Source organism: Enterobacter chuandaensis (genome assembly GCF_003594915.1).
GTDB lineage: Bacteria > Pseudomonadota > Gammaproteobacteria > Enterobacterales > Enterobacteriaceae > Enterobacter > Enterobacter chuandaensis.
The window spans coordinates 331134-352300 of the sequence record NZ_QZCS01000004.1; the positions used below are offsets into that span (position 1 = coordinate 331134).

The following is a 21167-nucleotide window of genomic DNA, read 5'->3' on the forward strand; positions in this document are numbered from 1 at the left end:
GCAGACCATTTCATCCCTATGCTCCACCATCAGCTTTCATACGCTCATATTTAGCTTTAAGAAGTTCAGCTGGTGTTGGCCCTCTCGATGCCACTGGAGTTGCCAACGCCCGACGAATAGGCGGAATCGGCTTCCCGGCTAGCACCCGCTTTTCCCACCTATCCAGAATATCACCGGCCTCACGCTCAAGCTCTTTGTGACTGAGTTGGCCATCAGTTCCGCGACGCCGCAGCTCGAGGCAAATGTGGTAATAAACCGGCTTCGGCCAGGGGTACTGCTCACTGCTCGGGTACCCGCCAGCAGTTGGCCACAGCGCGGGCAATTCAGTCTGCACTTATGGGGCACCCGACCGCCGGCATGCTGCTGACACATCCAAGCCGCGCCGTTGAAGTGAGCTACTTCGGTTTTGACGACGAAACCGGATTAGAAGTGCGTGTACGCCCCGATCTCGAGATTGAACTGGACGGCGTGCGCATCGGTGCTGACCTGAAAACCATCAGCATGTGGAATGTGAAGCAGGAAAGCCTGCGCGCCAGGCTGCACCGGGAAATCATAGACCGTGACTATCACCTCAGCGCGGCTATGTATTGCGAGACCGCGGCGCTGGACCAGTTCTTCTGGATTTTCGTCAACAAAGACGAGAACTACCACTGGATCGCCATCATTGAGGCGTCCACCGAACTACTGGAACTGGGCATGCTCGAGTACCGCAAAACGATGCGCGCCATCGCCACAGGTTTCGACACGGGCGACTGGCCAGCGCCGATCACTACCGATTACACCGATGAACTGAACGACTTTGACCTGCGCCGCCTCGAAGCGCTGCGCACTCAGGCTTAAGGGGGATTTATGCATAACACTAACGTTACCGTTGCTGACCAGAACACCGTTATTAACTCCAACGTGGCTCTGTTCGATTCCCAGTATCTGAACGCAATCAGCACATTTGCGCAGATCATGGCGCAAGGCACCGCGACTGTTCCTAAACACCTGCAGGGCAACCAGGCCGACTGCATGGCAGTTGCGATGCAAGCGGCACAGTGGCAGATGAATCCCTTTGCCGTGGCGCAGAAGACGCACCTGATTAACGGTGTGCTCGGGTATGAAGCGCAGCTGGTTAATGCCGTGATTTCGCGCAGCGGCGTGCTGGCCAGCCGCTTTGAATATGAATGGTATGGGCCATGGGAAAAGGTCGTTGGAAAATTCAATATCCGAAAAGACGACAAAGGCGAGTACCGCATCCCGGGCTGGACCCTGGCTGACGAAGCCGGGATCGGCATCGTTATCCGCGCAACGATTAAAGGTGAAGATCAGCCTAGAGAACTCGATTTGCTGTTGGCTCAGGCCCGTACCCGAAATTCTACTCTCTGGGCTGACGACCCACGCCAGCAACTGGCGTACCTGGCCGTCAAACGCTGGGCGAGACTGTTCTGTCCGGATGTGATTCTGGGTGTATATACCCCGGATGAACTCGATGATCGCCGTGAAGAACGAGAGGTAAATCCGGCACCGGCGCAGCACGTAAGCCTTGCAGACATTTCAGGTGACAACGTCACTACAACGCAAACGGCTCAGGAATCAGCTCAAAACATCGATGCACTTGCTGATGATTTCCGTGACCGCATCGAGGCGGCTCAGGATGTGGATAGCGCTAAAGCTCTACGCGCTGATATTGAAACCGTGAAAGCAACTTTGGGTTCTGCTCTGTTCACTGAGCTGAAAAACAAGGCCGTGAAGCGTTATTACCTGGTGGACGCACGCAACAAGGTTGAGGCCGCAATTAACTCCCTGCCCCAGCCTGACGAGCCGAATGCCGCCGAACGGTTCGCGGAGGCCGAGCGCGTACTGGCATCTTCAAAGCGTCACCTGGGCGACGAACTGCATGGTCAGTTCAGCATCACCCTGGCGGATATGAAACCTGAATACGTGGACTAACGAGACCGGGAGGGGAAACCCTCCCTCAAGGAGAAGAAATGCGACTGATTAATCGAGGCAGTAAGCAATCCCCTTTGGCTCGCCAGGCATGTGAAATCGCACTCGCAGCCCACCAGCAAAGATACGGCGACTATGGGCGCAGCAAGATGAAAGAGACCTATACGGTGAGAGTGGAAGGCGTGAAGGTCTGGGTTGAAGTGGTCAACTGCAAGGCAAGCTACGTGGCCACCGCAATGACCGGCATGCGCCGACTGCGTTCCCTGCCCGGTCAGGCAAACTGAAACTGAAATATCAACGACTGAAGACCGGCATATCTATACTCATGCCGGTTACCTGAGGTGAACCATGTCGCAGGTAATTTTTAACGAAGAATGGGTTGTTGGCGCAAGGCTCACAGAAAAAACAGGCCTGACCGAACGACAGATTGAGAAGTATCGCCAGGGCTGCTGGGTGGAAGGAGTCCATTTTAAACGGGTATCTCCTTCAGGAGAAAAAACCTTGCGTGGCACAACCTGGTATAACTATCCGAGAATTAATCAGTTAATAAGGGATGCGTAAGATGGCAGCTTTGCCTACAGGTGTCGAAATCAGAAACAATAAGATTTGCATCTGGTTTATGTACCGGGGAAAGCGTTGCCGCGAAATTCTAAAAGGTTGGATTAACACCCCGGCGAACATCAAAAAAGCCGGGAATCTTCGGGCTGTGATCGTTAGCGAGATCAACCTTGAAGAGTTTGATTACCACCAGCGCTTTCCTTCATCTTCCAGAGCAAAAAAAACCGTAACCACTGTTTCAGTTCAAACCTTTTCAGAGCTATGTGAACTGTGGACGAACATTAAAGAAACAGAAATTAGCGCGAATACGATGCGTAAGACGCGCTCACAACTCGGTACGTTAATGCACATCATTAACAAAGACACGCCGGTTTCAACTATACGCCACAGCGACATTCTGAAATACAGAAAGGAACTATTGAACGGTGAGACACTTTACCTGGCAAATCCCAGAAGCAACAAACAGGGACGCACTGTGCGTACCGTGAATAACTATATATCGCTACTGTGCTCCCTTCTTCGGTTTGCACACAAATCAGGCTTTATCAGTGGCAAGCCCTTCGAAGGGATCAAGAAATTACACAAAGGGAAAGTAAAACCGGATCCTTTAACGAAGCAGGAATTTAGTTTGCTTGCGGAATCCGAGCGTGGCCAAAGCCTGAATATGTGGACGTTCGCAGTATATACTGGCGTCCGTCATGGAGAGCTCGCAGCACTTGCCTGGGAAGATATCGATTGGGAAAAAGGTACGGCTCATATACAGCGCAATCTTAATGCGTTGGGCATGTTCGGCCCACCAAAAACCGAAGCAGGTAACCGGATTATCACCCTATTAGAGCCGGCACTTGAAGCCTTGAAAGCACAGCGCAAGCTGACGGCGCTGCAGCCTAAAACCGAAATTGTCTTTAATCATCGCGAGTATGGCGCAGTGGAACATCAAAGTCTGCGATTCGTTTTCATACCCCGGATGCGCAAGGGAGAACAGAAAGCCTACTACTCTTTATCGAGCATAGGTGCGAGATTCAACGCAGCTGTAAAACGTGCTGGTATTCGTCGCCGGAATCCGTACCATACGCGGCATACTTTTGCCTGCTGGCTGTTATCTGCCGGCGCTAACCCGTCTTTCATAGCCAGCCAGATGGGGCATGAAAACGCGCAAATGGTTTATGAAGTCTACGGTGCGTGGATTGAAGAAATGAATGGCGAACAGGTGCTGATGCTTAACGATAAGCTGGCACGCTGAAAAATTTTTGCCCCTATTATGCCTCTATTGGCTCCGAAGGTAGTAATAAATGCAAGAAAATCAATCAAATACAAAGAAAGAACAATACAACCTGAACAAACTGCAAAAGCGCCTGCGCCGTAACGTGGGCGAGGCCATTGCAGACTTCAACATGATTGAAGAAGGCGACCGCATCATGGTTTGCCTGTCAGGGGGTAAAGACAGCTACACCATGCTGGAGATCCTGCGTAATCTTCAGCAAAGCGCACCGGTGAATTTTTCGCTGGTGGCGGTCAACCTTGACCAGAAACAGCCGGGCTTCCCGGAGCACATTCTGCCGGAATACCTGGAAGAGCTGGGCGTTGAGTACAAAATCGTCGAAGAAAACACCTACGGCATCGTGAAAGAGAAGATCCCGGAAGGGAAAACGACCTGCTCGCTTTGTTCCCGCCTGCGCCGTGGCATTCTGTATCGGACCGCAACTGAGCTGGGCGCGACCAAAATTGCGCTGGGCCATCACCGTGACGATATCCTGCAAACGCTGTTCCTGAACATGTTCTACGGCGGCAAGATGAAAGGCATGCCGCCTAAACTGATGAGCGATGACGGCAAGCACATTGTGATCCGCCCTCTCGCCTACTGCCGCGAAAAAGATATTGAGCGTTTTTCTCAGGCTAAAGGCTTCCCGATCATTCCATGCAACCTGTGCGGCTCTCAGCCGAACCTGCAGCGTCAGGTTATTGGCGACATGCTGCGTGACTGGGATAAGCGTTATCCGGGTCGTATCGAAACCATGTTCAGCGCGATGCAAAACGTGGTCCCTTCACACCTCGCAGACGTTGAGCTGTTCGACTTCAAAGGCATCAATCATGATTCTGAAGTGGTCAATGGCGGCGATCTGGCGTTTGATCGGGAAGAGATTCCGATGCAGCCAGCGGGCTGGCAGCCGGAAGAGGATGACAATCAGTTTGAAGAGTTACGTCTGAACGTGCTTGAAGTGAAATAAGCGGACAGCGTCTCAGAAAGACCTTCTGAGACGCTTTATGCCTTATTTTAGCAGACGTACGCGGCAGGTTTTACCTTTAATCTTGCCGTTTTGCAGCTGCTTCCACGCCTTATGCGCAACCGCCTGGCGAATCGCTACGTACACATGTGCCGGATGAACCGCAATCTTCCCGATATCTGCGCCGTCCAGACCGATATCCCCGGTCAGCGCCCCTAACACATCACCCGGACGCATCTTGGCTTTTTTGCCGCCATCGATGCACAGCGTCGCCATCTCGGCCTCCAGCGGCACGAGCTTGACGCTGCCCGGCGCACTCACCCAGTTCAGTTTGATCTGCAACATTTCAGAAAGAATATTGGCACGCTGCGCCTCTTCTGGCGCGCAGAAGCTGATGGCCAGCCCGCTATTACCGGCGCGAGCAGTACGACCAATACGGTGGACGTGCACTTCAGGATCCCATGCCAGCTCATAGTTCACCACCAGCTCAAGGGATTTGATGTCCAGACCGCGCGCGGCGACGTCGGTCGCCACCAGTACGCGGGCGCTGCCGTTAGCGAAGCGCACCAGCGTCTGATCGCGATCGCGCTGTTCCAGATCGCCATGCAGCGACAGCGCGCTCTGTCCCGCCGCATTCAGAGCGTCACACACTGCCTGGCAGTCTTTTTTGGTATTACAGAACACCACACAGGATGCAGGCTGGTGCTGGCTCAGCAATTTCTGCAGGAGCGGGATTTTTCCCTGCTGCGACGTTTCAAAGAACTGCTGCTCGATGGCAGGCAGTGCATCAACGCTGTCAATCTCGATCGTGAGCGGGTTTTTCTGCACGCGACCGCTGATCGCGGCGATGGCTTCCGGCCAGGTCGCAGAGAACAGCAGCGTCTGACGATCGACCGGCGCGAAGCGGATCACCTCGTCAATCGCATCGCTGAAGCCCATATCCAGCATCCGATCCGCCTCATCCATCACCAGCGTGCTTAATGCATCCAGCGATACGGTGCCTTTTTGAAGGTGATCCAGCAGACGGCCAGGCGTCGCAACAATAATGTGCGGCGCGTGCTGGAGTGAATCACGCTGCGCACCGAATGGCTGTCCACCACAAAGGGTTAAAATCTTGGTGTTGGGCAGGAAGCGCGCCAGACGACGCAGTTCGCCCGCGACCTGGTCTGCCAGCTCGCGGGTCGGGCACAGGACCAGTGACTGGGTCTGAAACAGCGACGCGTCAATATGCTGCAGCAGACCAAGACCGAAAGCGGCCGTTTTCCCGCTACCCGTTTTCGCCTGCACGCGTACGTCACGGCCCTCAAGAATGGCGGGCAAAGCGGCCGCCTGTACAGGCGTCATCGTGAGGTATCCCAACTCGTTGAGGTTGTCGAGCTGGGCGGCAGGCAGAACATTCAGGGTAGAAAAAGCGGTCACAATAGTCTCTCGTGGTGATCTTTACGGTCAGATGGCGCGTATCCTCGCAGATCTCGGGGTTCGATGCGACAATTTAATCGGTTCTTCATCCGGCGGCGGGTCTGGCATCGGCTGCGGACGCGGAATGGGATCGGGCATCGGCACGGGATCGGTGGGGACAGGATCGGACTGACGCGATTGTTGCAGTAGCAGAGCGAGTAAAATGCTCATCTTTCCCTCCAGGGTTTGCTGTCGTCCCTTTTAGGGTAGACGCTCAGAAACAGGAGGCAAAAAAAAGCCGACTATAAAGTCGGCGTCGTACGAATCAATTGTGCTATGCAGTAATTCAAAAAAGGAAGTAAGACAATATGGAGCGCAACGCCCATCGCTTGACGTTGCATTCACCTGCGGGAGCAATATTGCACCTTACGGGGGTGATGTTTATTGACTTCGCTCAATTAAAAGAGCGTTTTAATCCTCGAAAAAGGTGAAAAAAGCGTAAATTTACAGCCATTTACTACGATGCAACCACCATGCAACACCACCAATCAAAACAACTAACATGACGCAAAACGCGGTGAAGCCGTATCGATATTCGCCGCCGGGTATACCGCCCAGATTGACGCCAAAAAGCCCTGTCAGAAACGTGCTGGGTAAAAAGACCATCGCCATCAGGGACATCGTGTAGGTTCTTCTCGCCAGTGACTCCTGCATCACCTGCGCGATTTCATCCGCCATCACCGCCGTTCGGGCGATGCAGGAATCAATCTCATCCAGCCCGCGGCCAAGCCTGTCGGCAATGTCCTGCATTCTGCGGCGCTGATCGTCATTCATCCAGCTGAGTCTTTCGCTGGCCAGACGGGCATACACATCCCGTTGCGGCGTCATATAGCGACGCATCACGATCAGCTGCTTTCGCAATAATGCCAGAAAACCGCGCGGTGGGATCTGCTGATCGAGCAGGTTATCTTCAAGGTCGATTATTTTATCGTGCAGCTCTTCAATAAACTCGCTCGCATGATCGGTCAGGGCGTCACAGACATCCACCAGCCAGCTGCCACAGTCAACCGGCCCGGTCCCTTCTTTGAGATCGTTCACAATGTCATCCAGCGCCAGAACTTTACGCTGGCGGGTTGAAACAATCAGCCCATCGTCCATGTAGACGCGCATCGCAACCAGCTGATCGGGACGTTCATCCGTGCTGCCGTTGATACAGCGCAGGGTGATAAGCGTGCCGTCCCCCATTCTGCTTACGCGGGGCCGCAGGCTTTCGCCCGCCAGCGCATCGCGCACGTTGTTAGGCAGGAGCGGGGTCGAGGCCAGCCAGTCGGCACTGTCCGGGTGGGTATAGTTCAGATGGAGCCAGCAAGGATGATCTTTATCAATAACATCATTATCTTCCAGCGGCCTGGCACCGCCGCGGCCATCCAGCACCCACGCAAAAACTGCGTCAGGAACGTTAAGTTCAGATCCTTTAATGCTTTCCACAGCGCCTACCCCTCTTTAGCTCTTTCGATGTCAGTCTAGCTTCCGTCAGGGGTTAAGCAACAACTATGTCTCGCATCGCGCTGAAATCGCTCAGGAATTGTACATATTGTTTCAGAGGCGTAAAAAAGCCTGGCATGCCAGGCTTCGGGTCGCGCTCAGAGCGAGTGCTCAGGTCGCTGAAGGAAGGAGGCCGGGCCGGGCAATGGTGACTGAGGCGCGCCGTGGTCCAGCCTGAAGTTGCGGGTCCGCGCCTGCAGTTCAATCACCTGATTACGCAGCACATCAGACGAACCGTTAAGTTCCTCCGCCATTGCCACATTGCTTTGCGTGACCCGCTCCAGCTCGGAGAGCGCCAGCGTGATCTGGGAAATCCCCTTCTCCTGCTCTGCGGTCGAGGTAGAAATCTCATCCATCAACCGGCTGACATTCCCGGAACCGGTCACGATTTCATGCATATTCTTTTCCGCTTCCGACACTACGCTCGCCCCCTGGGTCACATTGCTGCTGGTGACTTCAATCAGCGTTTTGATATTTTTCGCAGCTTCCGCGCTCCGGTGCGCCAGATTTCGCACCTCCTCCGCCACCACAGAAAAGCCTTTTCCGTGATCGCCAGCCCGCGCAGCTTCAACCGCGGCGTTCAGCGCCAGGATGTTGGTCTGGAATGCGATACCGTCGATCAGAGAGATGATTTCCGTCATCTGCTGCGCACATTCAGTGATGGATTGCATATTAGTGGCAACCTGCCCCATCAGCTCGCCGCCCTTCCGCGCCTGCAACGTCGCGACATTTGCCTGCTCGCTCGCCAGCCGGGTGTTATCGGCATTGTTTCGGGTGCTTGCAGCCATCTGCTCCATGCTGGCGGCAGTTTGCACCAGAGACGCAGACTGCTGCTCGGTTTTCACCGAGAGCTGGGCGCTGCGGGAAGAGAGTTGATCCGATAAGGTCATCGCGTTTTGAGATGAAGACCTGATCTCACGCACCAGCGTAGCAATGTTGCTGGAAAGACTGTTAATCCCGGGAATTAACCGCCCCGCGCAGTTATTGCCAAATTCGGGGATAGCGACACCTAGATTGCCTGCGGTCACTTCTTCAATACTTTTTTTCACAGTATTGATCGGCGTCACAAGATACTTCGTCATATATCCCCAGAGCAAAAATAGCGCGACGGAATTCACCAGATTAATCGAAATAAAGAGAGAGGAATTGCTGTTAAATAGAACAACCACACCCGCATTCACCAAAAAAACGCATAAAAGGAACCAGGCAATGAAGGTTCTGACACTAATATTTCTTAGCATGATTTTATCCACGGCTTTATATTTTTGGTCGGCATTAAGACTTATAGCATTCGCCTTTGAATTTGTCCTCACATACTACGCTGGTTTCTCGTTTCGCCGTTAGCTACCTGATATTTAACTTAAGTAAGGTAAAAAGAGCGTATTATGAGAAATGTTCTGTGCCGCATGCTGCGCCACTGGTCCGAAACCACCTGAAGCGATACCATCATCCACGCAGAGACGATACGTTCGCCCTCATATTTAAGGCGCTTTGCTATAATTATTCGTCTATGTTTAGCCATGCTTAATACGTTAATAAAAAGAATATATTTTATATTCTGCATGAGTTTGATGCTTTATATCACCGAACATTTTTCACGATAAATAACTAATATGATTGAACGCGCATGTTCGTTGCCAGATAAAGATGTGCCGGCAGGCGAAACCGGTAACCCTCTCACAGGTGGGATTGCATAATGCTCAATATATCGTGGGACCCTGTCTTAATCGCTGTCTCTTATCTTGTGGCGTTTATCGCCTCCTTTGTGGCCCTGGACAGCGCCGGGAAAATCCCCCTTTCCAGCAGAAAGGCGGCTCTGTTCTGGCGCATTGCCGGAGGGGTCACGCTGGGCATCGGGATCTGGTCCATGCACTTCATTGGCATGCTGTCGATGCAAATGCCCATGATAATGAGTTACGACCTGTGGTTAACCCTTGCGTCTCTCGGCGTGGCGGTGGTTGCCTCCACCACGGCCATTAATATTGCCGTCACGGGCAAACATCTCTCTCTCTTTCGGCTGTTGTTCGCCACGCTCATTCTCAGCGCTGGCGTGGTCGCCATGCACTATATCGGCATGGCCGCGTTGATGCTGAAAGATAGCATCCTCTGGGATCGGCGCATTGTGGGTCTGTCCGTGGCGATTGCCGTCGTCGCCTCCGGCGTGGCGCTGTGGCTGGCTTTTCGTCTCAGGGATAAGCACAAAGGGGTCTTTGTTAATCGCATTCTCGCCGCTTTCGTCATGAGCGCCGCCATCTGCGCAATGCACTATACGGGCATGAGTGCCGCGCATTTCCATGAAACCGCACACACGCTTCCCGGCGGGGTCAGCGAACTGGGATTATCCATCTGGGTTTCCGTCACCACGCTCACCCTGCTCGGCGTGATGTTAATTATATCGCTTATTGATTCGCACTGGCGCACCACCCGGCTGACGGACAATTTGCGCCAGCTCAATCGTCAGCTTGAGCTTCAGGCACGCTTTGACGCCCTCACCGGCCTCGCAAACCGTCACCAGATGGATATGCGTATGCAGGATTGCCTTCGCAGCGCATTGCTGAGTAAGAAACCCTTCGCCGTGATTTTCCTGAACGTCGACCACTTCAGGCGCGTTAACGACACCTGGGGCCATAACGTCGGCGATGAACTGTTGATCACCATTGCCCAGCGCATTACGTCCCGGCTTACCCGCGAGATGACGCTGGCCAGGCTGGGTGGGGATGCCTTTATTCTGCTGGTTCCTGAATGTGACGATGAAAAGCTCAACACTTTGCTCACCACCCTGCTGGCGGATATGCGCCGCCCGCTTTCACTTTGCGGACACACCCTGAGTACGACCCTCAGCGCGGGTGTCAGCCTCTATCCTCAGGATGGCGAAACGCTGCACGAGCTGAAATTTAAGGCAGATGCTGCCTTACATCACATTAAACAAGACGGACGCAACGGCTGGGCATTTTACCGCCCGGAGATGTCAACGGCGGTTCCGGCTAAACCCGGCTTTCTGCAGGATCTTTCTCAGGCGCTGGAGCGCGATCAATTTGAACTGTGGTATCAGCCAACCTGGCATGCGGAAGATAAGACCATCCACGGTTTTGAGGCCCTTTTGCGCTGGCGTCATCCTGAACAAGGGGTTTTGCTGCCGGGGCTGTTTTTACCCACGCTGGAACAAACGGGTTTAATTATTCCTGTCGGCAACTGGGCTATCGAAGCCGCATGTCGCCAGCTTCATTTCTGGACTGAACAGGGTTTCAGCCAGTGGACCTTATCGTTCAACTTATCCCCAGTACAGTTCGAACAGCCGGATATCTTTCATATCGTCTCGTCGATGCTGGAAAAATATCAGCTCTCTCCCTCCCGCCTGGTCCTCGAGGTGACGGAGAGTACCGCGCTAAAAAACCTCGACCGCAGCATCGAGTTGCTCAATGCCTTTAACCATGCGGGGATCACCGTCTCCATTGATGATTTTGGCACGGGCTATTCCAACCTGCTGATGCTGAGCGTTCTTCCGGCAAAAGAGCTTAAAATCGACAAGAGTTTTGTGGCGTCAATGCTGGAAAATGAAAAAAGCCGCAAGCTGGTAGAAACCATTATTAATATCGCCCGCACCATGGAGATGAATGTGGTTGCCGAAGGGATCGAGACGGACGAACAGCAGGCAATCCTGACCCACCTCGGCTGCGACTATCTTCAGGGATTCCTTTTTTCCCGCCCTTTACCTGCCGATCAGGTTCCGTGGCTGCTGTTGCAGAAAAACTCAGAGAAACAAATTATACCCATGAGTCAAATGCGTACGGATCCCCCATTTATTTCACAAAAAAATCATGCCTGACGGGATTAAGTAGAGTATGTTTCAAAGGAGTACACGCGAGTCAATTCTTTCATGATTGTCAGGCAAATTGTACCGATGAACAGGAAATCCCTATGTCGCAAAATGGTTTTGATGCGCTGAATGCAATTAAAACGCCCGTGTGGCTTATTTCTCCTGTTTCAGAACAGATCATTTTTGCAAATGTGACCGCGACACTGCTCTCAGCCAGTAAAACCGTGGACGCCCTGCGTAAAGGCACCTATTCTGCAAGTGCGCATACCGCCCTGTCGATGTATGTTTCTGAACTGAAAAACGATCAGGATATTGTCGAGATCTGGACAATTAGCCGCGATGGGCATGACGCGCCGCTTAGCTGTCGCCTCTCTCTCACTCACTCCCCACAATACGGCGACCTTATCGTGTTTGAGGGGATCGCTTCGCAAGCCCCGTCAGGCCTGAAGGCCAGCCGCTCCGCAACCTATCAGCGTAAAAAACAGGGCTTGTACGCGCGCTTTTTCCTGACCAACAGCGCGCCGATGCTGTTGATCGATCATGCCCGCGACGGGCATATTGTCGATGCAAACCTGGCGGCGCTCAGCTTCTATGGCTATTCCCATGACGAAATGTGCAGCAAACATACCTGGGAAATAAACACTCTGGGAAGAGATGTCATGCCCATCATGACGGAGATCGCCGCGTTGCCCGGTGGACATAAGCCGCTCAATTTCGTCCACCGCCTTGCCGATGGCTCCACCCGCCATGTCCAGACCTATGCCGGCCCTATTGAGATCTACGGTGACAAACTGATGCTGTGCATAATCCATGATATTACCGAGCAAAAGAGGCTTGAGCAGGAGCTGGAAAATGCTGCATTGCGTGACGCAATGACGGGTTTACTCAACCGGCGACAGTTCTACAACGTTATCGACCAAACCAACCTGAGCCACCTTTCCGCACAGCAGCAATTTAGCCTGCTGCTGGTCGATACCGATCATTTTAAAAACATTAACGACCTCTTCGGTCACCTGAAGGGCGATGAGGTGCTTATCGCACTCTCCCGAACGCTGGAAGCATGCAGCCGGCAGGATGACCTGGTGTTCCGCTGGGGCGGTGAAGAGTTTGTTATCCTGCTTCCGCGCACGTCCCTCGAAACGGCCCTGAAAATTGCTGAATCCGTCCGGGCGGCCGTTGCCCGTATCACCATTGCGGGCTTACCGCGGTTTACGGTTAGCATTGGCGTGGCGCGGCATGACCCGGCAGAAAGTATTGATGAGCTGTTTAAACGCGTCGACGATGCGCTCTATCGCGCTAAAAATGATGGGCGTAATAAAGTCCTCGCTGCATGAAACTGGAGTATAGGGAAAAGCCCCGCTACAATGCCTGGCTTAAGTAAATTAACGACAGGTGGGTAGTAGCGATAATGGGAAAAACAGAAATAATACTCACCATAATTATTTTACTGCTTATTATATTTGGCTTATGGTTTATTTTCAGTGGTGAGATCTGGTACTTCGTTGAATATCTGGAAAACAGCCTCTACCCCACTTTTGACGCGCTGTAGTGCATGTTTAATTTATTGTTTCACCTACCGTATTTGTCAGGTATCAGCATAACCCAGAGCCGCGTAAGATACGCGTCGTTATCCTCCAACAACGTTGATAACGAATCACTAAATCATTTGCTTATTTCGCCCGTTCTCTGACGGGCTTTTTTTATTTCCGGCGATTAAGCAAAACTGGCGCTATCGAGCGTCAGTCACCATGTTGGTGTAGCACCGCTCTGCTCCAGTCATAAAAGGCGCGTACCGAAGGCGGGAGATAGCGGTTTTGTGGATAGACAAGCGAAAGCGGTAAATCGAAAGAGACGTCCTCCATACAGCGAACCAACGCCCCGCTCTTCAGATACGGCTCGGCCAGATAGCTGGCCACGCGAATTAATCCAAGCCCTTGAATTCCGGCCTGGATATAGGCGTCGGTGTCATCGACGATTAATGTTTCTTTCATGCGGATTGCGCAATCGCCGTCATCACGCGTAAAAAACCAGTCGATAGTACGCCCGGTGCGGTGGTTCAGGTAGCCGACTGCATAATGCTTTTCCAGTTGGTCGAGATTTTTCGGCTTACCACAGGCGGCTATATAGTCCGGAGAGGCCAGAACAACCCACCTGAAGTTAGCCAGAGGTCGCGCGACCAGCGTCGTTGAATCTTCAATCCTTCCGGTGCGAATTACGCAGTCATACCCTTCCTGAATAATGTCCTCTACGCTATCGCTGGAACAGAGTATCAACTCCAGCTCGGGATACTGGCGCAGAAATTCCGGGAGCACGGGAAGAATGGAATGTCGGGCGAGAGACTGCGGCATCCCCACTTTAAAACGGCCTCTGGGCCGTGCGGATCTGCCGGGAAAGGAAGACTCCATCGTTGCGATATCCGACAGCAGTCGTTTGCTCTCGTCATAGTAACGCTGGCCCTCTGCGGTCACATTGAGTTTCCGGGTGGTACGTTGTAAAAGTTGGATACCCAGGAAGGTCTCCAGTTCCTTAACGACCCGCGATACGGTTGAACGCGGTAGCCCCAGCACTTCTGCCGCTCTGGCGAAGCTATGGGTATCGACTACGCAAACATAGACCCGCATTGATTCCAGTTTATCCATATTCCCACCGCGCCTGAAAAGGTCAATTATCCCATTTATACGAACAGTCTAACTTATGCCTGTTGTCTTATCGAATACGTTCAGCTGACATAACCTTGCTCAAGCCGAAGTAGACAGGCGATTTAACAAAGCGAGGCTCAGCATGAAAGAACGTGATATCAAAACAGGTGAAAAAGTATTAGTGCTTGGTGCAGGACAATTGGGCGCTGCCGTTCTGGACTATCTGGTTCCTGCAGTCACGCAGCGCGATGGCGCTGTCTCCGTTATCGTATCGCCAGGCTCCTGGGACAGCCGGGGTAAGCTTCAGTCTGAAATTCATCAAAAACTGGCTGATGCAGGAGCAGAATTCATCGCGGTCGATGTCGCCGACAGTTCCACTGAAACGTTAAAAACCCACTTTCTGGATTTTGATACCGTGATCAACTGCATGGGGTTTGTTGCCGGAGCAGGTACACAGATCAAAATTACCCGCGCGGTACTGGAAGCCGGTGTAAGCCGCTATTTCCCATGGCAGTTCGGCGTGAATTACGATGTGGTCGGCAAAGGAAGCGGCCAGCCCGTCTGGGACGAGCAGTATGATGTCAGGACGCTGTTGCGGGAACAGGACGCGACGGAATGGGTGATTGTTTCAACCGGTATGTTTACCAGCTTTCTCTTCGAACCGGCATTTGATGTGGTGAATTTATCCGAAAAAACCATTAATGCGCTCGGAGGATGGGACACACAAGTTACCGTGACAACACCTGCGGATATTGGCCGACTCACCACCGAAATTTATTTGCATCAGCCGCGGATCGTAAATGAAGTGATATTTGTCGCAGGTGAAACGACATCATACGGAAAACTGGCAGAAACCGTAGAACGCGTGACAAATCAAACCTTCACCAAAGATGTATTGACCCTACCCGCGCTACTGGATGCACTGCATTTAAATCCGGATGACCAGATGCTTCGCTATCGGGCGGCCTTCGCCCGAGGAGACGGGATGTGGTGGCCGATGAGTAATACCTGGAATGTACAGAAGAATATACCGACTCAAGGTATTGAATCATGGCTTAAAAACGTTATGTCGCCCTGCGTTTATCCCGACCCGGTGGCGCGCCAAACATGCGGGCATATTCGCGGGTAAACTGCGAAACACTGGCATAACCGACCGTATACGCCGCCTGCGCGATCTTTGTGCCATCGACATGCATCAGGCGGCGGGCATGGATAAGGCGGAGTTGTTTCTGGAATTGCAGGGGGGAAATCGTGGTTATAGCGCGGAAATGCTGATGGAATACGGACACGCTCATGCCCGCCACGCCAGCAAGCTCCTCAACGCTTATCGTACGTGTAAACTCCTTACGCAACATTGCGACCACGCGGCTAATCCGCCCTGAGTGGCTATCCGCCGCCCCCAGGGCGCGAATAGCAGGACCATGGACACTGCGAAGCAACCAGTAATGCAGCTCTCGCCGTAGCCCATCCCCAAGAACCGCCATCGCCTCCGGTTGTTCAAACAACCTTGCCAGCCGGTAAGCCGCATCCGTCACGTCAGCATTCATTGGCTCAACCCCAACGCAAGGGGCTCCCCCCTGCTTCGCTGGTACAGCATCCTGCAACTCACGCAGGATGGCGATATCCAGTTCCAACACCAGTGAATAGTAGGGATGGCGAAGGCTGGCCTGGGTAATCTGACTGAGGGTCGGCACATCAGCGGCAATGACCATCGCCTCTCCGGGGCCATATTCAAAACTTTCCGTCCCCGTAGCGACGCGTTTGCGGCCCTGTAAAAGCATCGCCATCAGCGGTCTGTTGATCGCCGCCTGCAATTCGCCAGGATGCAAAGCCCGGATAATCGTCAACCCTGGAACCGGCGTTACGGCAACCCCGCTACGGTCGACGTGAGCATCGGCATACCGGCGGCAAAGATCGAACAGGAGATCGCGCATAGACACTCTTTCAGGCAAGTTTTTAAGCCATAGTATGCTGCCATTCTCTTCAGAACAAACCATGAAAAGAGAAACAGGCAAAAGATAACCAGAATCAGGCAATGTGGATGAGTGCCCTTCTCCTACTGTAAAAGCTCCACCAAACAGAGGATACACCATGAGTAAAATTGCACTTATCACCGGCGCCAATCGTGGTCTCGGCCGTAACACCGCCCTCTCTATCGCGCGTCAGGGTGGTGATATTATCGTCGCTTACAGAGGAAATACCCACCAGGCTGAAGCGGTAGTCGCGGAAATCCGCACCCTTGGTCGCAAGGCGATCGCGCTTCAACTGGATATGGCGCAGACGACGAGTTTTCCGGCATTTGCCAAAACGCTACGTCAACAACTCGCCGAAGTCTGGCAGCGCGACACCTTCGACCACCTGATAAATAACGCAGGTCATGGCGAGTTTGCCGGGGTGGCCGAGACCACCGAAGCGCAGTTCGACGGGCTGTTCAATGTCCATGTCAAAGGGGTATTTTTCCTGGTCCAGAGCCTTTTACCTCTGCTGGCGGACAGCGGGCGCATCATTAACTTCTCGTCCGGCCTGACCCGGGTATCGTACCCTGGGTTCTCCGCTTACGCGGCGGCAAAAGCGGCTGTGGAAATGCTCAGCGTTTATCTGGCACGCGAGTTGGGCCCGCGCGGCATCACCGTCAATACCATCGCGCCAGGCGCCATTGAAACCGATTTTGGCGGCGGCCTTGTTCGCGACAACGCTGATGTCAACGCGCAGTTTGCCGCGATGACTGCGCTCGGGCGGGTCGGCGTTCCCGACGATATCGGACCGATGGTCGCCAGCCTGCTGCGTGATGATAACCGCTGGGTAACCGCACAGCGCATTGAAGTGTCGGGCGGGCAAACCATCTGAATACGCAAAAAATACCGTCAGAAAAATGATGCTTTCTGCTGTAGCGGGTGATGATCAGAAAAGAGGAACTGGCGCCGCAAGCCGCGCCAGTACTTGATTAGTGCTTTTCAATATACATCGTCCGGCTATACGCCACGTCTTCCGGGTTATTGATCGGGTAGCCTTTCACCCAGGGCTTAATCAGGCGACCGTTGGTGTACTGATAAATTGGCGCGATGGGCGCCTTCTCCATCAGGATTTTCTCCGCCATGTTGTAGTCCGCATTGCGCGCCTTCGCCGTCGTTTCCAGCGTCGCCTGCTGGATGATCTTATCGTAGGCAGGGTCGTTAAAGCGGGAGATATTGCCGCTGTGGGTGGAAGTCAGCAATGACAGGAACGTTGATGGCTCGTTGTAATCACCCACCCATGACGCGCGGATCACATCAAAGTTGCCGGTGTTACGGCTATCAATGTAGGTTTTCCACTCCTGGTTTTGCAGTTTGACATCCACACCGAGATTTTTCTTCCACATGGAGGCCACCGCGATCGCGATTTTCTGGTGGTTTTCCGAGGTGTTATACAGCAGGTTCAGCTTCAGCGGACGCTGAGGACCGTAGCCTGCGGCCTGCAGCAAGGTTTTTGCCTGAGCGTTCAGCTCCTGCTGCGACATCTGCTCAAATGGCGAGGCGTCCGGGGTGAACCCTGCCGTCACGTCAGGAGTGAAGTGCCAGGCGGGCTTCTCTCCCGTCCCTAACACCTTTTCCGCCATGATACGACGGTCGATGCTCATACTCAGCGCCAGACGAACCCGTGCATCCGCCGTCGGGCCTTTTTGGGTGTTAAAGGCATAGTAATATGTTCCCAGCTGAGGCGGCGTATAAACCTGTCCCGGAATGTCCTTCAGGAGCTTCTGATACATGTTTTTTGGGAACGATTCGGTAATATCAATATCCCCTGCCAGGTAGCGTTTGGTGGCCGACGATTCCTGATTAATCGGCACGAAGGTCACTTTTTGCAGCACCGTTTTGGCATTGTCCCAGTAGTGCGTATTGGGCACCACAACCAGTTTTTCATTGACCACGCGATCCTTCAGAACGTAAGCGCCGTTCCCCACTAACGCGCCCGGTCGTGTCCACTCTTTCCCGCTTTCGACGTTGGCTTTTTGCACCGGATAAAAGGCAAAGTTAGCCGTCAGGTTGCTGAACCACGGCAGCGGTTTGTCCAGCTGAACGCGTAACGTTCTGGCATCTACGGCGGTTACCCCCAGCGTATCGGGCGCGGCTTTACCATCAATAATGGCTTGTGCGTTGTGGATGCCCGCCAGTGCCGCAAACCAGGCAAACGGCGAAGTGATCTTCGGATCAACCAGACGCTGCCAGCTGTAGACAAAATCCTCGGCGGTGACGGGCGTACCGTCAGACCATTTCGCGTCGTCGCGCAGGCTAAACGTCCAGATTCGGTTATCGTTGCTCTGCCAGCGCGTCGCCACGCCCGGCGTCAGCTCACCTTTCTCATTCTGATTAACCAGGCCTTCAAAGAGATCGCGAATCACCTGAATCTCTGGCAGCCCCACGGCTTTCGCCGGATCCAGCGACGCGGGCTCATCTTTAATGTGTCTGACCAGCTCCTGCTTTTGCGCCAGCGCCGTGCCCTGCGGCACATCGGCAGCGTAGGAAAGTGAAGTAAGTCCGCACAGGCACAATGCGGCAAAAAGACGCGAAACAGGATGCTTCATAAGATCCCCTCTAAAGAATTCAGGTAACAGGCAGTTGCGTAATTATTTGTTTCGACAAAAAGAAATGCAAATAACTTACGCCTGAATAGTGATTTAAGGCAATTCTCAGCCGTTACGGAAACTATTTGATTAACCGCGGGTTTTGCACAACACTGCCAGTAGTGACTTCTTTATCAGGATTTCGTATGGCAACCACCCGACCGAGAGCGGAACGCGGCGCCTTTCCGCCGGGCGCTGAGCAATATGGCCGTTCATTTTTAGGCGCATCGCTGATCTGGTTTCCCGCCCCCGACGCAGACCGCGAAAGCGGCTTGATTCTTGCCGGCACGCACGGGGATGAGAACTCCTCCATCGTGACGCTTTCCTGCGCGCTGCGGACGCTGACGCCTTCATTGCGACGTCATCACGTGATTCTGGCGGTTAACCCGGACGGCTGTCAGCTTGGGCTTCGCGCCAATGCGAGAGGCGTTGACTTAAACCGTAATTTCCCGGCAGCAAACTGGCGCGCCGGGGAAACGGTGTACCGCTGGAACAGCTCCGCCGAGGAGCGTGATGTGGTGCTGTTGACGGGAGACAAACCGGGCTCAGAGCCGGAAACGCAGGCGTTGTGCCAGCTTATACATAAGATCCACCCGGCATGGGTGGTATCCTTCCACGATCCGCTGGCCTGCATTGAAGATCCGCGCCACTCTGAGCTAGGGGCATGGCTGGCAGACGCGTTCGCCCTGCCCCTCGTCACCAGCGTGGGCTATGAAACGCCGGGATCGTTCGGAAGCTGGTGCGCCGATTTGAGCCTGCCCTGCATTACCGCTGAATTCCCGCCGATCTCCTCCGACGAGGCCAGCGAAAAATACTTAAAAGCCATGGTTGAGCTTTTGCGCTGGCAGCCTCAGAGATGAAGCACGCCGCTGGTAAAACTGAGTGCTGGCGACACGTCAACCGCCAGCCATGTCGGACCATCCAGATCGGCGAAACTGACCTGATTCACCAGCGGCAGCGCCGCGCCGATCGCCCGGGAGGTACAGAGCATACAGCCCAGCATCAGTGAAAAACCCTGCGCCCGGGCTTCTTCCGCCAGGGCCAGCGCCTCTGTCAGCCCGCCGGTCTTGTCGAGCTTAATATTAATCATCTCGTAGCGGCCCTGCAGCTCGCTTAAACTCTCGCGTGTGTGGCAGCTTTCATCCGCACAGATGGGCAACGGATGGATAAAATTCTTCAGCGCCGCGTCATCCTTCGCGGGCAAAGGCTGTTCCAGCATGGCCACGCCCAGGTCAGCCAGCAGCTGACAGCGCGCGGCCAGCCCTTCGGGATGCCATGACTCGTTGGCATCAACAATCAGCGTGGCTGCGGGAACCGCCGAGCGAATGGCGACCATCCGCTCGCTGATCAGACGATCGTCGAGTTTTACCTTCAGAAGCCGGGCCCCGGCGTCATAGAGCGCTTTCGCACTGGCTGCCATTTGGTCCGGCTCGCCAATCACCACCGTTTGCGCCGTAACGATCGCCTCCGGCAGAGCCACACCTAACAGCGACGTCAGCGATTGCTGCTGTTTAGCGGCCTCCAGGCTCCAGAGCGCGCAGTCGATGGCGTTACGCGCCGCCCCGGCGGGTAACCGCTGCTGCAATGCCTCACGCGTGAGCCCTGTTTGCAGGTCTGGCACCAGCGTCATGATATGCGCCATCACCGACGCAATGCTTTCCCCATAGCGCGGGTAAGGCGTGCATTCCCCGACACCTTTAAAACCGTCCTCTTCAATTTCAACCACCACCACGCTGGCTTCACTTCGGCTGCCGCGGGAGATCACAAACGGGGTATGCAATGGCCAGGCTTCTTCATAGACCTTAACGCTTCTCATCACTGACTCCTTGCGGCCCGGTAAGGCGAAAAAATTTGGTTTGCCGTGTTATCTGCTGATGACATACACTAGCCCCGACGTTAACTATATGTAAACAGGAAGATATCTATGTCACAACTCGTTCATTTCCAGGGCAACCCGGTTGCTGTTGCAGGTTCCATTCCGCAGGCTGGCAGCAAAGCGCAGGCTTTTACTCTGGTGGCTAAAGATCTGTCTGACGTCACACTGGCTCAGTTTGCGGGTAAACGCAAAGTGCTGAACATTTTCCCAAGCATTGATACCGGCGTTTGCGCCGCATCCGTGCGTAAGTTCAACCAGCTGGCCACTGAAATGGACAACACCGTTGTGCTGTGCATTTCTGCTGACCTGCCGTTCGCCCAGTCTCGCTTCTGCGGCGCTGAAGGCCTGAGCAACGTTATCACCCTCTCCACCCTGCGCAGCCCGGATTTCCTCGAAAACTACGGCGTCAGCATCGCCGAAGGCCCACTGAAAGGTCTGGCAGCACGCGCTGTACTGGTTCTTGATGAAAACGACACCGTTGTATTCAGCGAACTGGTTAATGAAATCACTACCGAGCCGGATTACACCACCGCGCTGGAAACGCTGAAAGCATAATCATTACTTAGCATTGTATACC

Annotated in this window: 20 protein-coding genes and 2 pseudogenes; 13 read left to right on the forward strand and 9 right to left on the reverse strand. The window is 53.8% G+C overall.

Annotation, left to right across the window (positions count from 1 at the left end):
* Nucleotides 1–16: 16 nt before the first annotated feature.
* A pseudogene (locus tag D5066_RS09205) lies at nt 17–292 on the reverse strand (replication protein P); the annotation flags it as partial.
* Between D5066_RS09205 and D5066_RS09210 the strand changes: the two are divergent.
* The 6 genes and pseudogenes from D5066_RS09210 to ttcA form a co-directional block, all read left to right on the forward strand.
* Nucleotides 292–840, forward strand: a pseudogene (locus D5066_RS09210) (PD-(D/E)XK nuclease-like domain-containing protein); the annotation flags it as partial. The pseudogenes D5066_RS09205 and D5066_RS09210 sit on opposite strands and share 1 nt — an antisense overlap.
* Before the next feature lie 9 nt (nt 841–849).
* On the forward strand, nt 850–1935 hold the full coding sequence (locus tag D5066_RS09215; protein WP_119915752.1) for a RecT family recombinase: 1086 nt from the start codon (nt 850–852) through the stop codon (nt 1933–1935).
* A gap of 38 nt (nt 1936–1973) precedes the next feature.
* Nucleotides 1974–2216 (forward strand): DUF4060 family protein, encoded by a 243-nt coding sequence (locus D5066_RS09220; protein ID WP_020882485.1) that lies wholly within the window; start codon nt 1974–1976, stop codon nt 2214–2216.
* A 64-nt stretch (nt 2217–2280) separates the two neighbouring features.
* The gene (xisR, locus tag D5066_RS09225; protein WP_014884030.1) at nt 2281–2493 is read left to right on the forward strand and encodes an excisionase family protein; all 213 of its coding nucleotides are present in this window, start codon (nt 2281–2283) and stop codon (nt 2491–2493) included.
* 1 nt (nt 2494) lies between these two features.
* Nucleotides 2495–3733 carry a site-specific integrase gene (locus tag D5066_RS09230; RefSeq protein ID WP_119915753.1) on the forward strand — a complete coding sequence of 413 codons (1239 nt, stop codon included), beginning with the start codon at nt 2495–2497 and terminating at the stop codon, nt 3731–3733.
* Nucleotides 3734–3782: 49 nt separating this feature from the next.
* A complete protein-coding gene (gene ttcA / locus D5066_RS09235) occupies nt 3783–4718 on the forward strand; it encodes a tRNA 2-thiocytidine(32) synthetase TtcA (RefSeq protein ID WP_080329263.1) in 936 nt (311 codons plus the stop codon).
* Between the two features lie 42 nt (nt 4719–4760).
* Here the strand turns inward: ttcA and dbpA are convergent, their stop codons facing one another.
* From dbpA to D5066_RS09260, 4 genes are all read right to left on the reverse strand, one after another.
* Entirely contained in the window at nt 4761–6134 is a 1374-nt protein-coding gene (gene dbpA, locus D5066_RS09240) for an ATP-dependent RNA helicase DbpA (RefSeq protein WP_119915754.1), read from the reverse strand.
* Between the two features lie 27 nt (nt 6135–6161).
* Nucleotides 6162–6344 (reverse strand): proline-rich small protein YnaL, encoded by a 183-nt coding sequence (ynaL, locus tag D5066_RS23090; RefSeq protein ID WP_119915755.1) that lies wholly within the window; start codon nt 6342–6344, stop codon nt 6162–6164.
* Between the two features lie 273 nt (nt 6345–6617).
* Complete coding sequence (zntB, locus tag D5066_RS09255; protein WP_080329266.1) at nt 6618–7601, reverse strand: zinc transporter ZntB; 984 nt, start codon at nt 7599–7601, stop codon at nt 6618–6620.
* A gap of 155 nt (nt 7602–7756) precedes the next feature.
* The gene (locus D5066_RS09260) at nt 7757–8899 is read right to left on the reverse strand and encodes a methyl-accepting chemotaxis protein (protein WP_119915756.1); all 1143 of its coding nucleotides are present in this window, start codon (nt 8897–8899) and stop codon (nt 7757–7759) included.
* Between the two features lie 455 nt (nt 8900–9354).
* Here D5066_RS09260 and D5066_RS09265 point away from each other — a divergent pair, with 455 nt between their 5' ends.
* The 3 genes from D5066_RS09265 to D5066_RS22910 all read left to right on the forward strand — a co-directional run bounded on the left by D5066_RS09265 (nt 9355) and on the right by D5066_RS22910 (nt 13024).
* On the forward strand, nt 9355–11484 hold the full coding sequence (locus D5066_RS09265; RefSeq protein ID WP_119915757.1) for a putative bifunctional diguanylate cyclase/phosphodiesterase: 2130 nt from the start codon (nt 9355–9357) through the stop codon (nt 11482–11484).
* 92 nt (nt 11485–11576) lie between these two features.
* Nucleotides 11577–12809, forward strand: coding sequence for a sensor domain-containing diguanylate cyclase (locus tag D5066_RS09270; RefSeq protein WP_119915758.1), 1233 nt, complete (start codon nt 11577–11579; stop codon nt 12807–12809).
* Between the two features lie 74 nt (nt 12810–12883).
* Nucleotides 12884–13024 carry an Ecr family regulatory small membrane protein gene (locus D5066_RS22910; protein ID WP_165853336.1) on the forward strand — a complete coding sequence of 47 codons (141 nt, stop codon included), beginning with the start codon at nt 12884–12886 and terminating at the stop codon, nt 13022–13024.
* Nucleotides 13025–13214: 190 nt separating this feature from the next.
* On the opposite strand, the gene D5066_RS09275 is transcribed toward D5066_RS22910, so the two are convergent.
* Entirely contained in the window at nt 13215–14114 is a 900-nt protein-coding gene (locus tag D5066_RS09275) for a LysR family transcriptional regulator (RefSeq protein WP_119915759.1), read from the reverse strand.
* Between the two features lie 142 nt (nt 14115–14256).
* Here D5066_RS09275 and D5066_RS09280 point away from each other — a divergent pair, with 142 nt between their 5' ends.
* Nucleotides 14257–15243: an aromatic alcohol reductase gene (locus D5066_RS09280; protein ID WP_119915760.1), complete on the forward strand. Its 987-nt coding sequence runs from the start codon at nt 14257–14259 to the stop codon at nt 15241–15243.
* Here the strand turns inward: D5066_RS09280 and D5066_RS09285 are convergent.
* Nucleotides 15179–16048, reverse strand: coding sequence for an AraC family transcriptional regulator (locus D5066_RS09285; RefSeq protein ID WP_119915761.1), 870 nt, complete (start codon nt 16046–16048; stop codon nt 15179–15181). The two genes, D5066_RS09280 and D5066_RS09285, sit on opposite strands and share 65 nt — an antisense overlap.
* 157 nt (nt 16049–16205) lie before the next feature.
* Here D5066_RS09285 and D5066_RS09290 point away from each other — a divergent pair, with 157 nt between their 5' ends.
* Nucleotides 16206–16961: an SDR family NAD(P)-dependent oxidoreductase gene (locus D5066_RS09290; RefSeq protein WP_119915762.1), complete on the forward strand. Its 756-nt coding sequence runs from the start codon at nt 16206–16208 to the stop codon at nt 16959–16961.
* Nucleotides 16962–17058: 97 nt separating this feature from the next.
* On the opposite strand, the gene D5066_RS09295 is transcribed toward D5066_RS09290, so the two are convergent.
* Nucleotides 17059–18675 (reverse strand): peptide ABC transporter substrate-binding protein, encoded by a 1617-nt coding sequence (locus tag D5066_RS09295; RefSeq protein WP_119915763.1) that lies wholly within the window; start codon nt 18673–18675, stop codon nt 17059–17061.
* A 185-nt stretch (nt 18676–18860) separates the two neighbouring features.
* On the opposite strand from D5066_RS09295, the gene mpaA reads away from it, so the two are divergent.
* Entirely contained in the window at nt 18861–19574 is a 714-nt protein-coding gene (mpaA, locus tag D5066_RS09300; protein WP_119915764.1) for a murein tripeptide amidase MpaA, read from the forward strand.
* Here the strand turns inward: mpaA and ycjG are convergent.
* Complete coding sequence (gene ycjG, locus D5066_RS09305; RefSeq protein ID WP_119915765.1) at nt 19565–20530, reverse strand: L-Ala-D/L-Glu epimerase; 966 nt, start codon at nt 20528–20530, stop codon at nt 19565–19567. The genes mpaA and ycjG overlap by 10 nt on opposite strands.
* 108 nt (nt 20531–20638) lie before the next feature.
* Here ycjG and tpx point away from each other — a divergent pair, with 108 nt between their 5' ends.
* Nucleotides 20639–21145, forward strand: coding sequence for a thiol peroxidase (gene tpx, locus D5066_RS09310; protein WP_119915766.1), 507 nt, complete (start codon nt 20639–20641; stop codon nt 21143–21145).
* The last annotated feature ends 22 nt before the right edge of the window (nt 21146–21167 follow it).